Source organism: Bacillus sp. 0909A, assembly GCF_036765115.1.
GTDB classification, from domain to species: Bacteria; Bacillota; Bacilli; order Bacillales; family Bacillaceae; genus Bacillus; species Bacillus mojavensis.
In genome coordinates this window covers 78,819-94,784 of sequence record NZ_JBAIZU010000007.1, presented here as the reverse complement: position 1 = coordinate 94,784, position 15,966 = coordinate 78,819, and the positions used below count along the sequence as shown (strand labels likewise).

General features: G+C 42.5%; 17 protein-coding genes. 11 read left to right on the top strand and 6 right to left on the bottom strand.

Translation table 11 applies throughout. From position 1 onward, the window contains the following. Window positions 1-39: 39 nt before the first annotated feature. The 4 genes from V6D42_RS19040 to maeN all read left to right on the top strand — a co-directional run bounded on the left by V6D42_RS19040 (window position 40) and on the right by maeN (window position 5,071). Window positions 40-1,572: an ABC transporter ATP-binding protein gene (locus V6D42_RS19040; RefSeq protein ID WP_333514276.1), complete on the top strand. Its 1,533-nt coding sequence runs from the start codon at window positions 40-42 to the stop codon at window positions 1,570-1,572. Next, entirely contained in the window at window positions 1,565-2,611 is a 1,047-nt protein-coding gene (locus tag V6D42_RS19035) for an ABC transporter permease (RefSeq protein WP_333514275.1), read from the top strand. Before V6D42_RS19040 ends, V6D42_RS19035 begins: the two co-directional genes overlap by 8 nt. Beyond that, window positions 2,612-3,571, top strand: a complete 960-nt coding sequence (gene nupQ, locus V6D42_RS19030; protein ID WP_268504715.1) for a guanosine ABC transporter permease NupQ — start codon at window positions 2,612-2,614, stop codon at window positions 3,569-3,571. A gap of 153 nt (window positions 3,572-3,724) precedes the next feature. Further along, complete coding sequence (gene maeN / locus V6D42_RS19025) at window positions 3,725-5,071, top strand: sodium/malate symporter MaeN (protein ID WP_333514274.1); 1,347 nt, start codon at window positions 3,725-3,727, stop codon at window positions 5,069-5,071. A gap of 36 nt (window positions 5,072-5,107) precedes the next feature. Here the strand turns inward: maeN and V6D42_RS19020 are convergent, their stop codons facing one another. Then, window positions 5,108-5,323, bottom strand: coding sequence for a hypothetical protein (locus tag V6D42_RS19020; RefSeq protein WP_010331681.1), 216 nt, complete (start codon window positions 5,321-5,323; stop codon window positions 5,108-5,110). A gap of 233 nt (window positions 5,324-5,556) precedes the next feature. On the opposite strand from V6D42_RS19020, the gene V6D42_RS19015 reads away from it, so the two are divergent. The 7 genes from V6D42_RS19015 to mnhG are packed head-to-tail and all read left to right on the top strand — an operon-like array spanning window position 5,557 to window position 11,325. Then, complete coding sequence (locus V6D42_RS19015) at window positions 5,557-7,962, top strand: Na+/H+ antiporter subunit A (RefSeq protein WP_268471513.1); 2,406 nt, start codon at window positions 5,557-5,559, stop codon at window positions 7,960-7,962. Next, the gene (locus V6D42_RS19010) at window positions 7,955-8,386 is read left to right on the top strand and encodes a Na(+)/H(+) antiporter subunit B (protein ID WP_024122673.1); all 432 of its coding nucleotides are present in this window, start codon (window positions 7,955-7,957) and stop codon (window positions 8,384-8,386) included. The genes V6D42_RS19015 and V6D42_RS19010 overlap by 8 nt, the downstream gene beginning before the upstream one ends. Next, complete coding sequence (locus V6D42_RS19005) at window positions 8,386-8,727, top strand: Na(+)/H(+) antiporter subunit C (RefSeq protein ID WP_010331684.1); 342 nt, start codon at window positions 8,386-8,388, stop codon at window positions 8,725-8,727. Before V6D42_RS19010 ends, V6D42_RS19005 begins: the two co-directional genes overlap by 1 nt. Then, entirely contained in the window at window positions 8,720-10,201 is a 1,482-nt protein-coding gene (locus tag V6D42_RS19000; protein ID WP_333514273.1) for a Na+/H+ antiporter subunit D, read from the top strand. The genes V6D42_RS19005 and V6D42_RS19000 overlap by 8 nt, the downstream gene beginning before the upstream one ends. A 5-nt stretch (window positions 10,202-10,206) precedes the next feature. After that, window positions 10,207-10,683 carry a Na+/H+ antiporter subunit E gene (locus tag V6D42_RS18995; protein WP_010331686.1) on the top strand — a complete coding sequence of 159 codons (477 nt, stop codon included), beginning with the start codon at window positions 10,207-10,209 and terminating at the stop codon, window positions 10,681-10,683. Then, window positions 10,683-10,967 (top strand): Na(+)/H(+) antiporter subunit F1, encoded by a 285-nt coding sequence (locus V6D42_RS18990; protein ID WP_024122677.1) that lies wholly within the window; start codon window positions 10,683-10,685, stop codon window positions 10,965-10,967. The genes V6D42_RS18995 and V6D42_RS18990 overlap by 1 nt, the downstream gene beginning before the upstream one ends. Next, window positions 10,951-11,325 carry a monovalent cation/H(+) antiporter subunit G gene (mnhG, locus tag V6D42_RS18985; RefSeq protein ID WP_333514272.1) on the top strand — a complete coding sequence of 125 codons (375 nt, stop codon included), beginning with the start codon at window positions 10,951-10,953 and terminating at the stop codon, window positions 11,323-11,325. The genes V6D42_RS18990 and mnhG overlap by 17 nt, the downstream gene beginning before the upstream one ends. Window positions 11,326-11,363: 38 nt before the next feature. On the opposite strand, the gene V6D42_RS18980 is transcribed toward mnhG, so the two are convergent. The 5 genes from V6D42_RS18980 to V6D42_RS18960 all read right to left on the bottom strand — a co-directional run bounded on the left by V6D42_RS18980 (window position 11,364) and on the right by V6D42_RS18960 (window position 15,803). Further along, window positions 11,364-11,744, bottom strand: a complete 381-nt coding sequence (locus V6D42_RS18980; protein WP_333514271.1) for a hotdog fold thioesterase — start codon at window positions 11,742-11,744, stop codon at window positions 11,364-11,366. Between the two features lie 17 nt (window positions 11,745-11,761). After that, window positions 11,762-12,406 (bottom strand): two-component system response regulator ComA, encoded by a 645-nt coding sequence (comA, locus tag V6D42_RS18975; protein ID WP_010331690.1) that lies wholly within the window; start codon window positions 12,404-12,406, stop codon window positions 11,762-11,764. 80 nt (window positions 12,407-12,486) lie between these two features. Beyond that, entirely contained in the window at window positions 12,487-14,790 is a 2,304-nt protein-coding gene (locus V6D42_RS18970) for a histidine kinase (RefSeq protein WP_333514270.1), read from the bottom strand. Window positions 14,791-14,803: 13 nt separating this feature from the next. Next, the gene (comX, locus tag V6D42_RS18965) at window positions 14,804-14,977 is read right to left on the bottom strand and encodes a competence pheromone ComX (RefSeq protein WP_326130752.1); all 174 of its coding nucleotides are present in this window, start codon (window positions 14,975-14,977) and stop codon (window positions 14,804-14,806) included. Then, on the bottom strand, window positions 14,946-15,803 hold the full coding sequence (locus tag V6D42_RS18960; protein WP_164848141.1) for a polyprenyl synthetase family protein: 858 nt from the start codon (window positions 15,801-15,803) through the stop codon (window positions 14,946-14,948). The genes comX and V6D42_RS18960 overlap by 32 nt, the downstream gene beginning before the upstream one ends. Window positions 15,804-15,966: the final 163 nt, after the last annotated feature.

The following is a 15,966-nucleotide window of genomic DNA, read 5'->3' as shown; positions in this document are numbered from 1 at the left end:
TCTAATTTAAAAGCATGAAAAAAAGGAGCGGTCAATTCTGTGGAATATGTCATTGAAATGCTCAATATACGCAAGGAGTTTCCCGGTATCATCGCAAATGACAACATTAATCTTCAGGTCAAAAAAGGCGAAATCCACGCGCTGCTCGGTGAAAACGGAGCGGGCAAATCAACTTTGATGAACGTCCTGTTCGGGCTGTATCAGCCAGAACAGGGAGAAATTCGGGTCCGCGGTGAGAAGGTGCACATCAACAGCCCGAACAAAGCGAATGATCTCGGAATCGGCATGGTGCATCAGCATTTTATGCTTGTCGATACATTTACAGTTGCTGAAAATATTATTCTCGGGAAGGAGCCGAAAAAGCTCGGGCGGATTGACCGAAAACGGGCTGTCCGAGAGGTTCAGGACATTTCCGACCGATACGGACTTCAAATTAATCCCGAGGCAAAAGTAGCAGACATATCCGTCGGCATGCAGCAGCGTGCAGAAATATTAAAAACCCTCTACCGCGGGGCTGACATCCTGATTTTTGATGAACCGACAGCTGTGTTGACGCCTCATGAAATCAAAGAGCTCATTCAAATCATGAAGAACCTCGTCAATGAGGGAAAATCAATTATTTTAATTACCCATAAACTGAAAGAAATCATGGAGGTTTGTGACCGCGTTACCATTATCCGCAAAGGAAAAGGCATCAAAACACTGGATGTCCGGGATACACATCAAGACGAGCTCGCCAGTCTGATGGTCGGCCGCGAGGTATCGTTCAAAACAGAAAAAAAAGCGGCTCAGCCGGGATCTGCAGTGCTGGCGATTGACAGAATCACCGTAAAAGATACTCGCGGAGTAGAAGCTGTAAAGGATTTGTCGCTCTCTGTCAATGCCGGAGAAATTGTCGGCATAGCCGGCGTTGACGGAAACGGACAGTCAGAGCTGATTGAAGCGATTACAGGACTCCGAAAAACGGAGTCTGGAACCATTTCCCTAAACGGAAAACAGATACAAAACCTGACGCCGAGAAACGTAACGGAGTCCGGAATCGGGCATATTCCGCAGGACCGCCACAAACACGGTCTCGTCCTGGATTTTCCGATCGGTGAAAATATCGTGCTCCAAAGCTATTACAAAAAGCCTTATTCAGCATTCGGTGTTTTACATAAAGGCGAAATGTATAAGAAAGCCCGCAGCGTGATCAGCGAGTACGATGTCAGAACCCCCGATGAATATACTCACGCGCGGGCATTGTCAGGCGGAAACCAGCAAAAAGCAATTATCGGAAGGGAAATTGACCGAAACCCTGACTTGTTAATCGCAGCCCAGCCGACTCGCGGTCTTGATGTTGGAGCGATTGAATTTGTCCATAAAAAACTCATTGAACAGCGTGATGCCGGAAAAGCCGTTCTTCTTTTATCGTTTGAGCTTGATGAAGTCATGAATCTCAGTGACAGAATCGCCGTCATTTTTGAAGGCAGCATTATATCCAGCGTTAATCCGCTGGATACAACTGAGCAAGAGCTCGGCCTCTTGATGGCGGGAAGCACGCAAAGGGAAGCGGGGAAAGCAAATGGTTAAACGACTCTCTCATTTACTCGTGCCGCTCATTGCAATCATGCTCGGCTTGCTGGCTGGCGCACTTATTATGTTTGCGAGCGGATACAGTGTAATCAAGGGCTATTCCGCTTTATGGAATGGGATATTTGGAGAAATCTATTACATCGGGGAAACCGTCCGGCAGATTACACCTTATATTTTATCCGGATTAGCTGTTGCTTTCGCATTCCGAACCGGACTTTTCAATATCGGGGTAGAGGGACAGCTGCTAGTGGGCTGGACAGCTGCGGTTTGGGTCGGAACGGCGTTTGACGGACCGGCTTATATTCACATGCCGCTTGCACTGCTCACAGCGGCTGCAGCAGGTGGTTTATGGGGATTTATTCCCGGCTTTTTAAAAGCACGGTTCTATGTTCACGAGGTCATTGTCACCATTATGATGAATTATATCGCACTGCATATGACCAATTATTTGATTTCAAAAGTCATGACAGACAATCAGGATAAGACGGAAAAAATTCACGAATCCGCCTCACTTCGCTCGCCGTTTCTTGAGCAGATTACGGATTATTCAAGGCTTCACTGGGGGATTGTCATCGCCCTTCTCGCAGCTGTTGTTATGTGGTTTATGATTACCAAAACAACGAAAGGCTTTGAGCTTCGGGCAGTCGGATTCAATCAGCACGCGTCTCAGTACGCCGGTATGAGCGTGCGGAAGAATATTATGACCTCCATGCTCATTTCAGGAGCTTTTGCAGGCCTTGCAGGTGCCATGGAAGGTCTGGGAACGTTTGAATACGCAGCTGTCAAAGGCGCATTTACCGGCGTCGGCTTTGACGGTATTGCCGTCGCTCTCCTGGGTGGGAATACTGCGGTCGGTGTTGTGCTTGCGGCAGCTTTGCTTGGCGGCCTCAAAATCGGAGCGTTAAATATGCCAATTGAATCAGGCGTACCTTCTGAGGTTGTCGATATTGTGATTGCCATTATCATTCTGTTTGTTGCTTCAAGCTATGCCATTCGTTTTGTCGCGGATAAGTTGAAGAAAAAGGGGGCGAACTAAGTGGACGTTCTGCAGATTTTATCAATTATTGTCCCGGCCACACTCGTATACGCAGCCCCGCTTATTTTAACCGCTCTCGGCGGCGTATTTTCCGAGAGATCAGGCGTTGTCAATATTGGCCTCGAAGGCCTCATGATTATCGGAGCATTCACCAGTGTTTTATTCAATTTATTTTTAGGTCCTGAATTGGGAGCCGCGGCGCCTTGGCTTTCGCTCATTGCCGCTATGGCAGCCGGCGCGCTGTTTTCACTGATTCACGCGGCAGCGGCGATATCGTTTCGCGCAGATCAGACAGTCAGCGGCGTCGCCATTAATATGCTGGCGCTTGGGGCTACTTTATTTATCGTAAAGCTGATTTACGGAAAAGCGCAAACAGACAAAATTCCCGAGCCTTTTTATAAAACGAGTATTCCCGGCTTGAGCGACATCCCTGTATTGGGAAAAATCTTCTTTTCAGATGTCTATTATACGTCTATTCTCGCAATTGTCCTGGCCTTTATTTCGTGGTTTATCTTGTTTAAAACGCCGTTCGGCCTCCGTATTCGTTCCGTCGGAGAACATCCGATGGCGGCCGATACTATGGGGATCAATGTCTACAAAATGCGCTATATCGGCGTGATGATCAGCGGATTGTTCGGCGGCCTCGGGGGCGGCGTATATGCGTCAACGATAGCGCTCGACTTTACGCATTCTACCATTTCCGGGCAAGGGTTTATCGCACTCGCGGCCCTTGTATTCGGAAAATGGCATCCAATCGGCGCACTCGGCGCCGCCCTGTTTTTCGGATTCGCCCAAAGCTTAAGCATCATCGGCTCTCTGCTCCCTCTTTTTAAGGACATACCGAATGTATATATGCTGATTGCCCCTTACGTATTAACCATTCTAGCCTTAACCGGCTTTATCGGACGCGCAGATGCGCCAAAAGCAAACGGTGTGCCTTATATCAAAGGAAAACGGTAAGCACATCTCCCTGGGAAGCGGCTTCTCAGGGATTTTTTCTGATCCAAAATACCCCCTTAATTTAGTTGTTTATTAATTATTTAACTTAAAAAAATATCCTTTGTTAGCGCTTTCTTGTAGACTGTAACAAACAATACATGGGGGTGTACGACAATGGGAGCAATTCACAAAACAGAGGAAGTTTTACCTGAGCACAAAGACACACAGGAGAAAAGCCTGTTTAAAAAAATATGGACCTGGGAAATCGGCGTGATTCCTCTCCCATTATATACAGCATTAGCTGTCATTATTATTCTTGCGGCTTATTACAACGAGCTGCCCGCAAACATGCTGGGCGGGTTTGCCATCATTATGATTTTAGGTGTCTTTCTTGGCGATATCGGCCAGCGGATTCCGATTTTGAAGGATATTGGCGGTCCTGCTATTCTTTCTTTGTTTGTGCCATCTTTTTTAGTTTTTTATAATGTGCTGAATCCATCATCATTAGATGCTGTTACCAATTTAATGAAAACATCTAACTTTCTTTATTTCTATATCGCTTGTCTTGTTGTAGGAAGCATTCTTGGAATGAACAGAACTGTTTTAATACAGGGATTCATCAGAATGTTCGTTCCTTTAGTAGCGGGCACAATTGCGGCGGTTGCGGCTGGCGTGCTCGTCGGATTCATCTTCGGCTACAGTGCCTATGATTCCTTTTTCTTTGTTGTTGTGCCGATTATTGCCGGGGGAATAGGTGAAGGAATTTTGCCTCTCTCGATTGCTTATTCGCAAATATTGGGGTCTTCCGCTGATGTGTATGTGTCGCAGCTGGTTCCTGCTGCTATCATCGGAAACGTTTTTGCTATCATCTGTGCCGCTTTAATGAAAAAACTGGGTGAAAAACGTCCTGATCTAAACGGCAATGGGCGTCTCGTTAAATCTAAGAAAGCAAACGATATTTTCAATCAAAAAGAGGCTGAAGCTAAAGTTGACTTTAAACTGATGGGAGCCGGAGTTCTGCTCGCCTGTACATTCTTTATTTTCGGCGGTTTACTGGAGAAATTTATCTTCATCCCAGGCGCTATTTTAATGATTATTTCAGCAGCCGCAATCAAATATGCAAATATCCTTCCAAAAAAAATGGAGGATGGCGCGTATCAGCTTTATAAGTTTATTTCATCAAGCTTTACATGGCCGCTTATGGTAGGCCTCGGGATTCTCTTTATCCCTTTAGATGACGTGGCATCTGTGATTTCTATTCCGTTTGTCATCATTTGTATTTCAGTTGTCGTTGCCATGATTTCTTCTGGATACTTTGTAGGCAAACTGATGAACATGTACCCTGTTGAATCCGCAATCGTGACCTGCTGTCACAGCGGTCTCGGCGGAACGGGAGACGTCGCCATTTTGTCCGCTTCAGGAAGAATGGGCCTTATGCCATTCGCCCAAATTTCTACCCGCCTCGGCGGAGCAGGAACTGTCATTTGCGCGACGATTTTACTTCGCTTCTTCACTTCATAATCAGAAAAAGAGTTCCGTTTTAGACGGAACTCTTTTTTATTTATTCACAATCCGCATATACTCCCTGGACCCAAACGGCCTATCCTTAGATTCCGCCTCACTCATGTTAGTTGACAGGTGGTGCTCCAATAAATACAGTTCCCAATCATCATTGTCTGCCACACGGGCACGGCCGTCATACTGATTCAGCATGAATGCCCCTGCAAATATCGAGCAGAATAAACCTGAGCACATAAGGACCTTTCTCTTCACATGATCAGCTCCTTACATACAGCTTGATCAGGAGCGATTTTAAATATACAAATGATCTGTTTTTTGTTAAACTTATTTTGAGGTCAAAAGAACTCGTAAAATCCAATCGCGGAAGGTCGAAGCATGGCGGCTTCCAAAAAAGTGCGATATAATTTGGACTGGGTCGTTTGACCGTATATTCTAATTATTTATACATAGAACAAGTTTCAATTAGAGAAAAGGAGGTCTTGTCTTTGCAGCTCTTACATTTTGCTATTTTATCGCCGTTTGTATTTGCTTTTATCATTCCCTTTCTGGCAAAATACGCAAAAAGAGTGCATACGGGCTGGTTTGTTCTGATACTGCCCGTCTTGCTGTTTATATACTTTCTTCCAATGATCAGAATGACTCAATCGGGAGAAACATTACGATCGGTATTGGAGTGGATTCCTTCATTAGGCATTAACTTTACCGTTTATGTAGACGGTCTCGGACTGCTATTCGCCTTACTGATAACAGGGATCGGCTCGTTGGTCACTCTTTACAGTATTTTTTATTTATCGAAAGAAAAAGAACAGCTTGGACCTTTTTATGTCTATTTATTAATGTTCATGGGCGCCATGCTCGGTGTTGTTCTTGTTGACAACGTCATGGTTCTCTACATGTTTTGGGAGCTTACCAGCCTTTCGTCCTTTTTGCTGATTGGATATTGGTACAAGCGTGAAAAGTCTCGCTACGGCGCCGCAAAATCACTCTTGATTACGGTAAGCGGCGGACTGTGTATGCTGGGAGGATTCATTCTCCTTTATCTGATCACAGATTCATTCAGTATCAGAGAAATGATCAATCAGGTTCAGTTGATTGCCGGCCATGATTTATTTATTCCGGCGATGATTTTGATTTTACTAGGCGCATTTACAAAGTCCGCCCAGTTTCCTTTTTACATTTGGCTGCCTGATGCCATGGAAGCGCCGACGCCTGTCAGCGCGTATCTCCATTCAGCCACGATGGTCAAAGCGGGAATTTATGTGATTGCACGATTCAGTCCGATTTTCGCCTTTTCAGCTCAGTGGTTTTGGATTGTTTCTCTCGTCGGGATTTTTACCATGGTTTGGGGTTCATTCCATGCCGTCAAACAAACCGACTTAAAATCCATTTTGGCGTTTTCAACGGTCAGCCAGCTCGGCATGATCATCTCGATGCTTGGTGTCAGCGCTGCAGCCCTGCATTACGGCCATACAGAGTATTACACAGTTGCCGCCATGGCTGCCATTTTCCATCTCATCAATCATGCTACCTTTAAAGGAAGCTTGTTTATGGCAGTCGGCATCATTGATCATGAAACAGGCACGCGGGATGTCAGAAAGCTCGGCGGACTGATGGCGATTATGCCGATTACATTTACAATTTCCTTGATCGGCACATTTTCAATGGCTGGTCTCCCGCCGTTTAACGGATTTTTGAGTAAAGAAATGTTTTTCACCAGCATGCTTCGTGTGACACATGTCGATTTGTTCAACGTCCAGACGTGGGGAGCGCTGTTCCCTGTCCTCGCTTGGGCTGGAAGTGTGTTTACATTTATCTACAGCATGAAACTGCTGTTTAAAACATTTAAAGGCAATTACCAGCCTGAAAAACTCGAAAAACAGGCTCATGAAGCGCCGATTGGAATGCTCGTATCACCTGTCATTCTTGTTGCGCTCGCTGTCAGTCTCTTCTTTTTCCCGAATATATTGTCCTACAGCTTGATAGAGCCTGCGATGAATTCGATCTATCCGACACTGCTGGACAGCCATGAGAAGTTTCATGTTCATATTTCGCAGTGGCATGGGTTTACAGCCGAAGTCCTGATGACACTGGGCATTATCGTTGTCGGTACGATCGGATACTTGACGATGAACAGGTGGAAAGGGATCTATAAGCTGTTTCCATCGAAACTCACGCTCAATCGGTTATATGAGAAGCTCCTGACCATCATGGAAAAAGGCTCTTATCGAGTGACAAAACAATATATGACCGGATTTTTACGGGATTATCTTCTGTATATCTTCGCTGGATTTATCATTTTGATGAGCGGGGCTCTCGTTTTGAAAGGCGGATTTTCCTTTACAACTGAGGGTATGGCGAAAATCGGCATATTCGAAATGATCCTGACACTTGTGATGATCAGCGCGACAGCGGCAACTGTATTTGCCAGATCCAGACTGACGGCGATTATTTCACTTGGTGTTGTCGGTTATACGCTTGCATTGTTTTTTGTTATTTTCAGAGCGCCCGATTTGGCTTTGACCCAGCTGGTCATTGAGACGATTTCCGTCGCCCTGTTTCTGCTTTGTTTCTATCATTTGCCGAAACTGCGGCTGAAAAAGAAAACAAGAACGTTCCGAATGACAAACTTTATCATCGCTTTAGGAGTCGGCATGATTGTCACCCTGCTCGGTATCGCATCCTCAAGCCAGCGGACAAAAGACAGTATCGCCTCCTACTTTACAAAGCACAGCCATGATCTAGGCGGAGGAGATAATGTCGTCAATGTCATTCTCGTTGATTTCAGGGGTTTTGATACAATGTTTGAAATTACGGTATTAACGATTGCCGCTCTCGGCATCTTCAGCATGATTAAAACAAAAGTAAAAGAGGAGGGGAAAAGCGGTGAATGAACAAAAAACAAATGACCTTATTTTGCAGACCGTTACAAAGCTTGTATCCTTTATCATTTTGCTTTTCTCTTTCTATTTATTTTTATCAGGCCATAACGCGCCTGGAGGAGGATTTGTCGGCGGGCTGATCACATCCTCTTCCATCGTTTTGCTGCTGCTGGCTTATGATTTAAAAACCGTGCGTTCCATTTTGCCGGTTAATTTCATTTACGTCGCAGGAGCCGGTCTTCTGCTCGCTGTTTTAACAGGAGTTGGCTCCTTTGTCTTCGGGGCGCCCTTCTTAACCCACACATTCGGTTACTTTCATCTGCCGATTTTAGGGAAAACGGAGCTTGCCACGGCGACGCTTTTTGATTTAGGCGTTTATCTAGTTGTCGTAGGCATTACGATGACCATTATTCAAACGATTGGAGAGGAAGAATAATGGAAATCTTAATGGCTGTTACGGCCGGTATTATATTTATGGCTGCTACCTATTTGCTGCTGTCTAAAAGCCTGCTTCGGGTCATTATCGGAACAGCGCTTTTAAGCCACGGCGTTCATTTAATGCTTTTAACTATGGGAGGATTAAAAAAAGGCGCCGCTCCGATTTTGAGCGAGCATGCCAAGTCATTTGTCGATCCGCTTCCGCAAGCCCTGATTTTGACCGCTATTGTCATTTCTTTTGGGGTTACATCCTTCATCCTCGTCATGGCGTTTCGGGCCTATCAGGAATTGAAATCGGACAATATGGATCAAATGAGGGGAAATGATCAACATGAATAATTTTGTTATATTGCCAATCCTGATCCCGCTGTTGTCGGCCATTCTGCTGATTTTCATGAACAAACACATCATGCTCATGCGGATTTTCAGCACTGCTGCATCCGCACTCGGGATTGTGATCAGCGTTTTACTCGTACAGACCGTTTTTACAAACGGCATTCAGACACTGAATTTGGGCGGCTGGAAAGCCCCCTACGGAATTGTGCTTGTTGCAGATCAATTTGCCAGCCTGCTCGTTCTCACAACGGCAGTTATCGGCTTATTGGTTGTGCTTTATTCCTTCCGTTCTATCGGTGAGAAACGGGAAAGAGCCTTTTATTACTCAGGCGTGCAGTTTTTGCTGGCCGGGGTAAGCGGAGCGTTTTTAACAGGCGATTTATTTAATATGTACGTATTTTTCGAGCTTCTGCTGATCGCTTCTTATATGCTGATTGTATTAGGCGGCACAAAAATTCAGCTCCGGGAATCGATTAAATACATTGTGTTTAATATCGTGTCATCAGCATTGTTTGTCATCGGCGTAGGCTTTTTATACGCTGTGACCGGCACCTTAAACATGGCGGATTTAAGTGTGAGAATCAGCGAATCCGGCCAAACTGGGCTGATTACTGTAATCGGTGTCCTGTTACTCATCGTGTTTGGTATGAAGGGCGGAATCTTCCCTCTCTACTTTTGGCTTCCCGGCTCTTATTACGCTCCTCCGGCAGCCATCTCCGCATTGTTCGGCGCATTGCTGACAAAGGTCGGATTATATGCGATCACAAGAGTGTTCACACTGATTTTCATTCACGATACAGCGTTTACCCACCAGCTGATGATATGGCTCGCGGCTCTCACTGTCATCTTCGGTGTCATCGGTTCGCTTGCCTATCAGAATGTCATGAAAATCGTGATCTATAATATTATTACCGCTGTCGGCGTTATTTTGTTCGGTGTTGCAGTTCATACGCCGGCATCCATTCAAGGTGCGATTTACTATCTGATTCACGACATGCTGATTAAAGGCGCATTATTTATGCTGGCAGGCACGCTGATCGCTTTGACTGGAACAGCAAGCCTTCAACGAATGGGCGGGCTGATCAAGCGATACCCCATTCTTGGATGGATGTTCTTCATTTCGGCTGTATCTCTTGCCGGCATCCCGCCTCTCAGCGGATTTGTAGGCAAATTTAAAATTGCGGAAGGCGGCTTCGCTGAGGGTGAATTTACGATTTCCATGCTGATCCTGCTTTCAAGCCTGCTCGTCCTGTATTCCGTGTTGAGGATCTTTATTCATGCGTTTTGGGGCGAAGAAAAAGAAACACCAAAGCAAAATCTTAGAACAGCTAAAGGACTTCTATATCCGGCAGCTATTTTTCTCTTCCTGTCTCTTCTCTTCGGATTGGGTACAGAATGGGTGTCACCGTACGTTGATCAAGCGGCCGAGACATTGCTGAATCCGGAAAAATATATTGAAGCTGTACTGAAGGAGTAGATCGCATGGCATTTCAAATTTTATTAAATGTGTTTCTTGCTTTTTGCTGGATGTTCCTGAGCAATGATGGAAGCGCCGCCGGATTCATTACAGGCTTTATCCTGGGAATGATCTCCCTCTTTTTCTTCCGGCGCTTCCTTGCTCATCCGTTTTATCTATGGAAAATGTTTTCGATTATCAAACTTTTTTTGATCTTTATAAGGGAATTATACCTTGCCAACGTCAGTGTGCTGAAAACAGTCCTATCGCCAAAACTGGATATCAAACCAGGCATATTCGCATTTAAAACGGAACTGACAACGGATTGGGAAATTACCCTGCTATCACTGCTTATTACATTAACACCGGGAACATTGGTCATGGATATTTCCGATGACCGGACCATTCTCTATATTCACGCGATGGATATTGAGGATGCGGAAAAAGCGATTTTTGATATTCGTGAGTCATTTGAAAAAGCCATACAGGAGGTGAGCCGCTGATGTTTACGTTAATCCTTCAAATCGCGCTCGGCATTATGGCGGTGTCCACCCTGTTGTATGTCGTTCGTGTCATCAAAGGGCCGACTGTTCCTGACCGGGTTGTGGCTCTGGATGCAATCGGCATTAATCTGATAGCGATGACAGCGCTTGTCTCCATCCTGCTGAATACGAGTATTTTTCTTGATATCATATTATTGCTGGGTATTTTGTCTTTTATCGGAACCATTGCGTTTTCTAAATTCTTAGAGAAAGGAGAGATTATCGAAAATGATCGTGATCGCTAAAATAGCAGTGGCAATATTGATCCTAATGGGGTCGCTAATTTGTCTTGTGGCTTCCTTCGGGACGCTTCGCCTTCCCGATATGTACACACGCTCTCACGCTGCTTCTAAAGGCTCAACGTTAGGCGTCAATATGATTCTGCTCGGTGTCTTCTTCTTTTTGTGGTTTATAACAGGAGAGATATCGGCAAAAATTCTGCTCGGAATTTTCTTTATTTTTATTACGTCGCCGGTCGGGGGACACTTGATCTGCCGAGCTGCGTACAACTCTGGCGTCAAGCTGGATGAAAGAAGTGTACAGGATGACTATAACGGAATCAGAAACTTTGTGATTAAACGAAAAGAGGATTCTTACCTATAAAAATGAGCAGCCGGACAGGCAGAGTTCCGGCTGTTTTTTTATTTTGTGATGACAGCCAGCGTGCATCTGGATATACAGATCAGCCTCTCTCGCTCGTCATAAATGTGAATCTGATACACAATGGTTGTTCTTCCTTTATGAACGGGCTCGGCTACGGCCTTTACCGTTCCTTCCTTGACAGATTTCAGATGATTGGCGTTGATCTCCAAACCGACACATACTTGTGTACTAGAATCGATTAGATGCTGCGCACCCACGCTCGCCGCAGTTTCCGCAAGAGCCACTGAAGCGCCTCCATGCAAATAACCAAAGGGCTGGACTGTCCGGTGATCCACCGGCATCACTGCCACGCAGCGTTCCGCTGTGCTTTCTACAATTTCAATTCCCAGCGCTCCAAGCAATGTATGTTTCATATCCATAGCTTACACTCCCTTATTTAAAGCACACCGTCTGATTTTGCAATCAACACCGCTTCCGTCCGGGAACCGACATTAAGCTTGTTGAAAATCGACGTCAGGCTGTATTCAATGGACCGCTTGCTTAAATGAAGCGCATCTGCAATTTCTTGGTTGGTAAAACCTTTTTCAACTTCTTGAAGAATCAGGCATTCTCTTGGTGTGAGCACATCTTGTTCTTTTTGAGAGGAAGGGGCCGGCTTTGTTTTTTGCTGAGTCATCAGCTGTTTAAAGTAAGCGAAATCGACTAAAATTTCTCCGTTGAGCACGTGATATATGTATTGGGTGATCTTTTCCTTTGATTCGGTTTTGCTGATGGCGCCGTGCAAACCCGCACGAATCGCTTCCTCAAAATAATCCTCGACCTCATAACCGGTATACACGATAATTTTACAATGAGGATTCTCTTGTAAAATCTGTTTAGAAAGCTCCATCCCATTGACATCGCCGCCTAAGTTCAAATCCATTAAAATGAGATCATATGATGAGAAATCATGCTGGCGTATGAACTGTTCGCTGGGTTCAGGACTGAGACAATCAACAGACAAATTCGAATCCGTTTCCAAAATTGTCTTGGTGCCTTCCATGACAGCCGGATGGTCATCAATCACTAGTATCTTTTTCATGTTTTCCTCCCTTTTACTCACTCATTTCCATTTTATAAAAAAGACTTGGCTTATGCCAAGTCGTTTCCGTTATAAAACCATTACAATTCCATTTCAATATCGGCCTTAAAGCCCTTTCCTTCACTTGTTTCGATTCGGAGGCGTCCATCTAAAGCCCTGACTCGCTCCTTAATGCCAGAAAGACCCATACTCATGGAATGTTCGTTGGTTTTCTCTTGATCAAATCCCACACCATCGTCCTCATAATGAAGAACAATTTTGTTTTGAATGCTGATCAGCATGATAAGCACTTCCGTCGCCTGAGAGTGTTTCACTGCATTCGATAAAAACTCTTGAATGATCCGGTACAAATTCAGCTGCGAATCCAAATCAAGCGACGCCGTAAATCTGCCGGTATTTAAGCGAATATGAAACGGAACCCGCTCCTGCTGCTGCGCCACCAGCTTGGACAGCGCCTTCACCAGTCCCAAATCATACAAAAGCTGCGGCCGCAATTCATGACACGTCTCCCTCGTCATCGAAATCACATCAGACATCTGCTCATTCATCTGTACGAGCTTGTCCTGCACCTCTTCACGGCATGGATCATCATCCTTCTTAAAATCAGCCAAAAACAGCTCACACTGCCGTTTTAATGATATCAAATCCTGAAGAACTGAATCGTGGAGATCGCGGGCGAGATCAGAACGTTGTTTTTCTTCGATGGTAAACATCAGCTTTTTGAGCCAGACCGGGTTTGTCTCCTGTTTCTTTAAATCTTCGAGATGATTCATAAGTTCTTCGATTTTAAGCACGTTCTCCATCGTAATGCTTGTGTAGAATGATAAGGTTTTTAACCAAGAAATCTCATCCCAAGTCAGCTTGGGAGTATTCATGAATGATAAACATAAAACAATGTATGATTTACTGCCCCGTTCCCCTATTTTCATAAAAAAACCTTTATCCACCTGAACTATTTTGCCGATTTCTCTGGTCGTTTCGGCTAATTGATGAGAATACGGCTCCCATAATTTTTTCTCATTATCATTAAAAAAGTATCTTACATTTAAGTCTCCTTCGACTTCTAAAACACATACTTTACTAATCATTAAGACTTCAAGAAGAGTAGATTCAAGTTCAGTGAATACTTGTTTTAACGATGAAGCTCCTTTAATTATTTGGGTAAACTTGAATATACTATCCTGATAATTATGTTTTTCAGAAAACCGCTTTAAACGGAAACGAAAATCTAAGAGCTCTTTGGAATAAAACACAGCCAGCATAATAATATACGTAAGCAAAGTTAGTTTAAACGTATAAAATTCTGAATTTGGCTCTTGTATAAGGTCATAAATTGTAATAATAAGCAGAGTAGGAGTGACAGCTAAAAGACTATAATATTTCAACCGCCCGACGATAAAATCAATTTCATAGATTTTATTAGTCATAAATTGATAAACTAAAGAAAACGGAATTAATAAAAGAAAAGGCGCAACCAAAAAAGAAGAAACATAATAGTCATCAAAAATAATGTAAGGTGCCACAAACAAGAATACAAATGGTGAGAAAGCAAAAATATTAATCAAAAGAAAGGTCTTAAGAATATTTGCTTGCTCTGTTTTTTTGTGCTTTATTAAGCCTACAGCAATGAAAAATAAAGCTATTAAATAAAGAAGAGATATTGAAACTAAATTAACCTTTCCCAAAACTCCTCTATCAAAACAATTTCTAAACAACTCTAATATTACATTAATAACAGGGACTGTATATAAAACAACAAAAATTTTCCCATTAAAAATCTTGTATCCAAATTCCTTAATATATTGGTAGATAAACAAGAGATAATTTACAGGTACGGATATTAAAGTTATAACATTTACATATCGACTTATTAGATCTCCTTTTGACGAACCTCCCGCACTTACATATGCCATACCAGTAGTGAGTAAAAAGATGTTCAATATAAAAGCTGAAACTAAATTTTTTTCCTTATTAATTTTTAAAATAAGGATAATACAACTAAGGCATACGAAGAAGAAAATAACAGGTATTAAATAAACAAATAAGTTGTCTTCACTTATTAAACTTAAGTTTTTGATTTCAACTATTCCACCAGATCTTATTACTGTCATAGATCTAACGTTTTTTAATGTATTCTGTTTTAAATCTTTTGGTTCAACATTCTGATTCTGATTAATTTTAATTACAATGTCGCCTTTTTTGACACCTGCATAATAAGCCATTGTGTAATCTGACACTCTGGTAATTTCTATTTGACCTTTGTTATTAACATTTGCGGTGGCTCCTACAAATAGATTATTTACATTTATATAAGTTAAATAGAAAATATAAGACAAGCTGAGTAAAATTAATATAATGGAATACGTATTTTTAGATAATTTCATATTCTCTCCTGTTTCAATACGGTTTCCAGTATATTTCGTCTTTAGAACTCATTGAGATCAATTGATCAAATCCAAGCAGTACTCCTTTCACCTCTTCTTTATCTAAACCTATAATACTGACTTCTTCTCTCATCAATTTTTGAACAATTTCGGGATTACGAACTAAATAATTTACTATTTCCTGCATTTTCATCCACCCTCTTATCACAAATTTTGTTAATTAAATAGTTTTTGTTTTCTAAAGTTAAATTTGACTTTTTGAGTCCATTTTCAACTTTCAAATTATATATATTAATCATTACTGACATATAATGTATAACTCCAGATTCCAAGAGAAGTTGTTTTAATTCCGACTGCCGAAAGTTATTTCTTAACAATTCAACTGATGCTGTATTGAACTTTTTCTCTAAGAATTGAATTGCCAAGTTTGTCTTTTTGAAAAGAGTATCTATATTATTCATATACATTATTTCAAATAAATCATTTTTTAATTGTGCCGCAACGCCTATATAGAAAGCATACTGTTCTACATCTGGCTGATGATGTTTAGTTGCGAGTACAGCACCCAGCATACTTGCTAAAGCAGTCAACGCTCCTGATTTTTTCTTTATCATTGCAATACATTGTTTTTCAGTTAGTGTATTATCCAGCAAATCAATGTGTTGACCCTCCATGGCTTGGACGATATATTTTAGAGCTGTCTTGAGCAGTAACCCTTCCGTATCTCTAGAGGATATGACTTGGAGAGCTAACGTATAAATCAAGGTTGCAATATTTAAAGATACAGCATGATCAACCTTCATCCATTCTGCATTTGGGCGATCCTTATCTTGTATATCATCAAAAATATCTGCCGCTAAGATAAGGAGTTCAATCCCTGTTCCTAAATCTAATATTTCTTCAAAATCATTCCCTCCAAAAGCCAAGTAATGATCTAAAGCTAGCTCGGCGAATGGAAAGTTATTTTTTGTATCAGCAAAATTTAAAACATATTTACTTAATTCTTTATTCACACCATTTTTTTTAAGAATATGGTGTATTGTAACCTTTACATTTTCTGTTTTTAGAGTTAATTTCTTAGCTATATGAATCCCTCACTTTATTTTACTAAACCCTTTTGTTCAAGGACAGCAGGTTTTTCGTTTTTTAACAATCATATAATACTTTATCCATTTA

Excerpts from the sequence above, each read along its gene's own strand:
- maeN (WP_333514274.1), top strand. The coding sequence starts at position 3,725 with ATGGGAGCAATTCACAAAACAGAGGAAGTTTTACCTGAGCACAAAGAC.
- comA (WP_010331690.1), bottom strand. The coding sequence starts at position 12,406 with ATGAAAAAGATACTAGTGATTGATGACCATCCGGCTGTCATGGAAGGC.
- V6D42_RS18980 (WP_333514271.1), bottom strand. The coding sequence starts at position 11,744 with ATGGATATGAAACATACATTGCTTGGAGCGCTGGGAATTGAAATTGTA.
- V6D42_RS18970 (WP_333514270.1), bottom strand. The coding sequence starts at position 14,790 with ATGAAATTATCTAAAAATACGTATTCCATTATATTAATTTTACTCAGC.
- V6D42_RS19000 (WP_333514273.1), top strand. The coding sequence starts at position 8,720 with ATGAATAATTTTGTTATATTGCCAATCCTGATCCCGCTGTTGTCGGCC.
- V6D42_RS18995 (WP_010331686.1), top strand. The coding sequence starts at position 10,207 with ATGGCATTTCAAATTTTATTAAATGTGTTTCTTGCTTTTTGCTGGATG.
- comX (WP_326130752.1), bottom strand. The coding sequence starts at position 14,977 with ATGCAGGAAATAGTAAATTATTTAGTTCGTAATCCCGAAATTGTTCAA.
- V6D42_RS19035 (WP_333514275.1), top strand. The coding sequence starts at position 1,565 with ATGGTTAAACGACTCTCTCATTTACTCGTGCCGCTCATTGCAATCATG.
- mnhG (WP_333514272.1), top strand. The coding sequence starts at position 10,951 with ATGATCGTGATCGCTAAAATAGCAGTGGCAATATTGATCCTAATGGGG.
- V6D42_RS18990 (WP_024122677.1), top strand. The coding sequence starts at position 10,683 with ATGTTTACGTTAATCCTTCAAATCGCGCTCGGCATTATGGCGGTGTCC.
- V6D42_RS19005 (WP_010331684.1), top strand. The coding sequence starts at position 8,386 with ATGGAAATCTTAATGGCTGTTACGGCCGGTATTATATTTATGGCTGCT.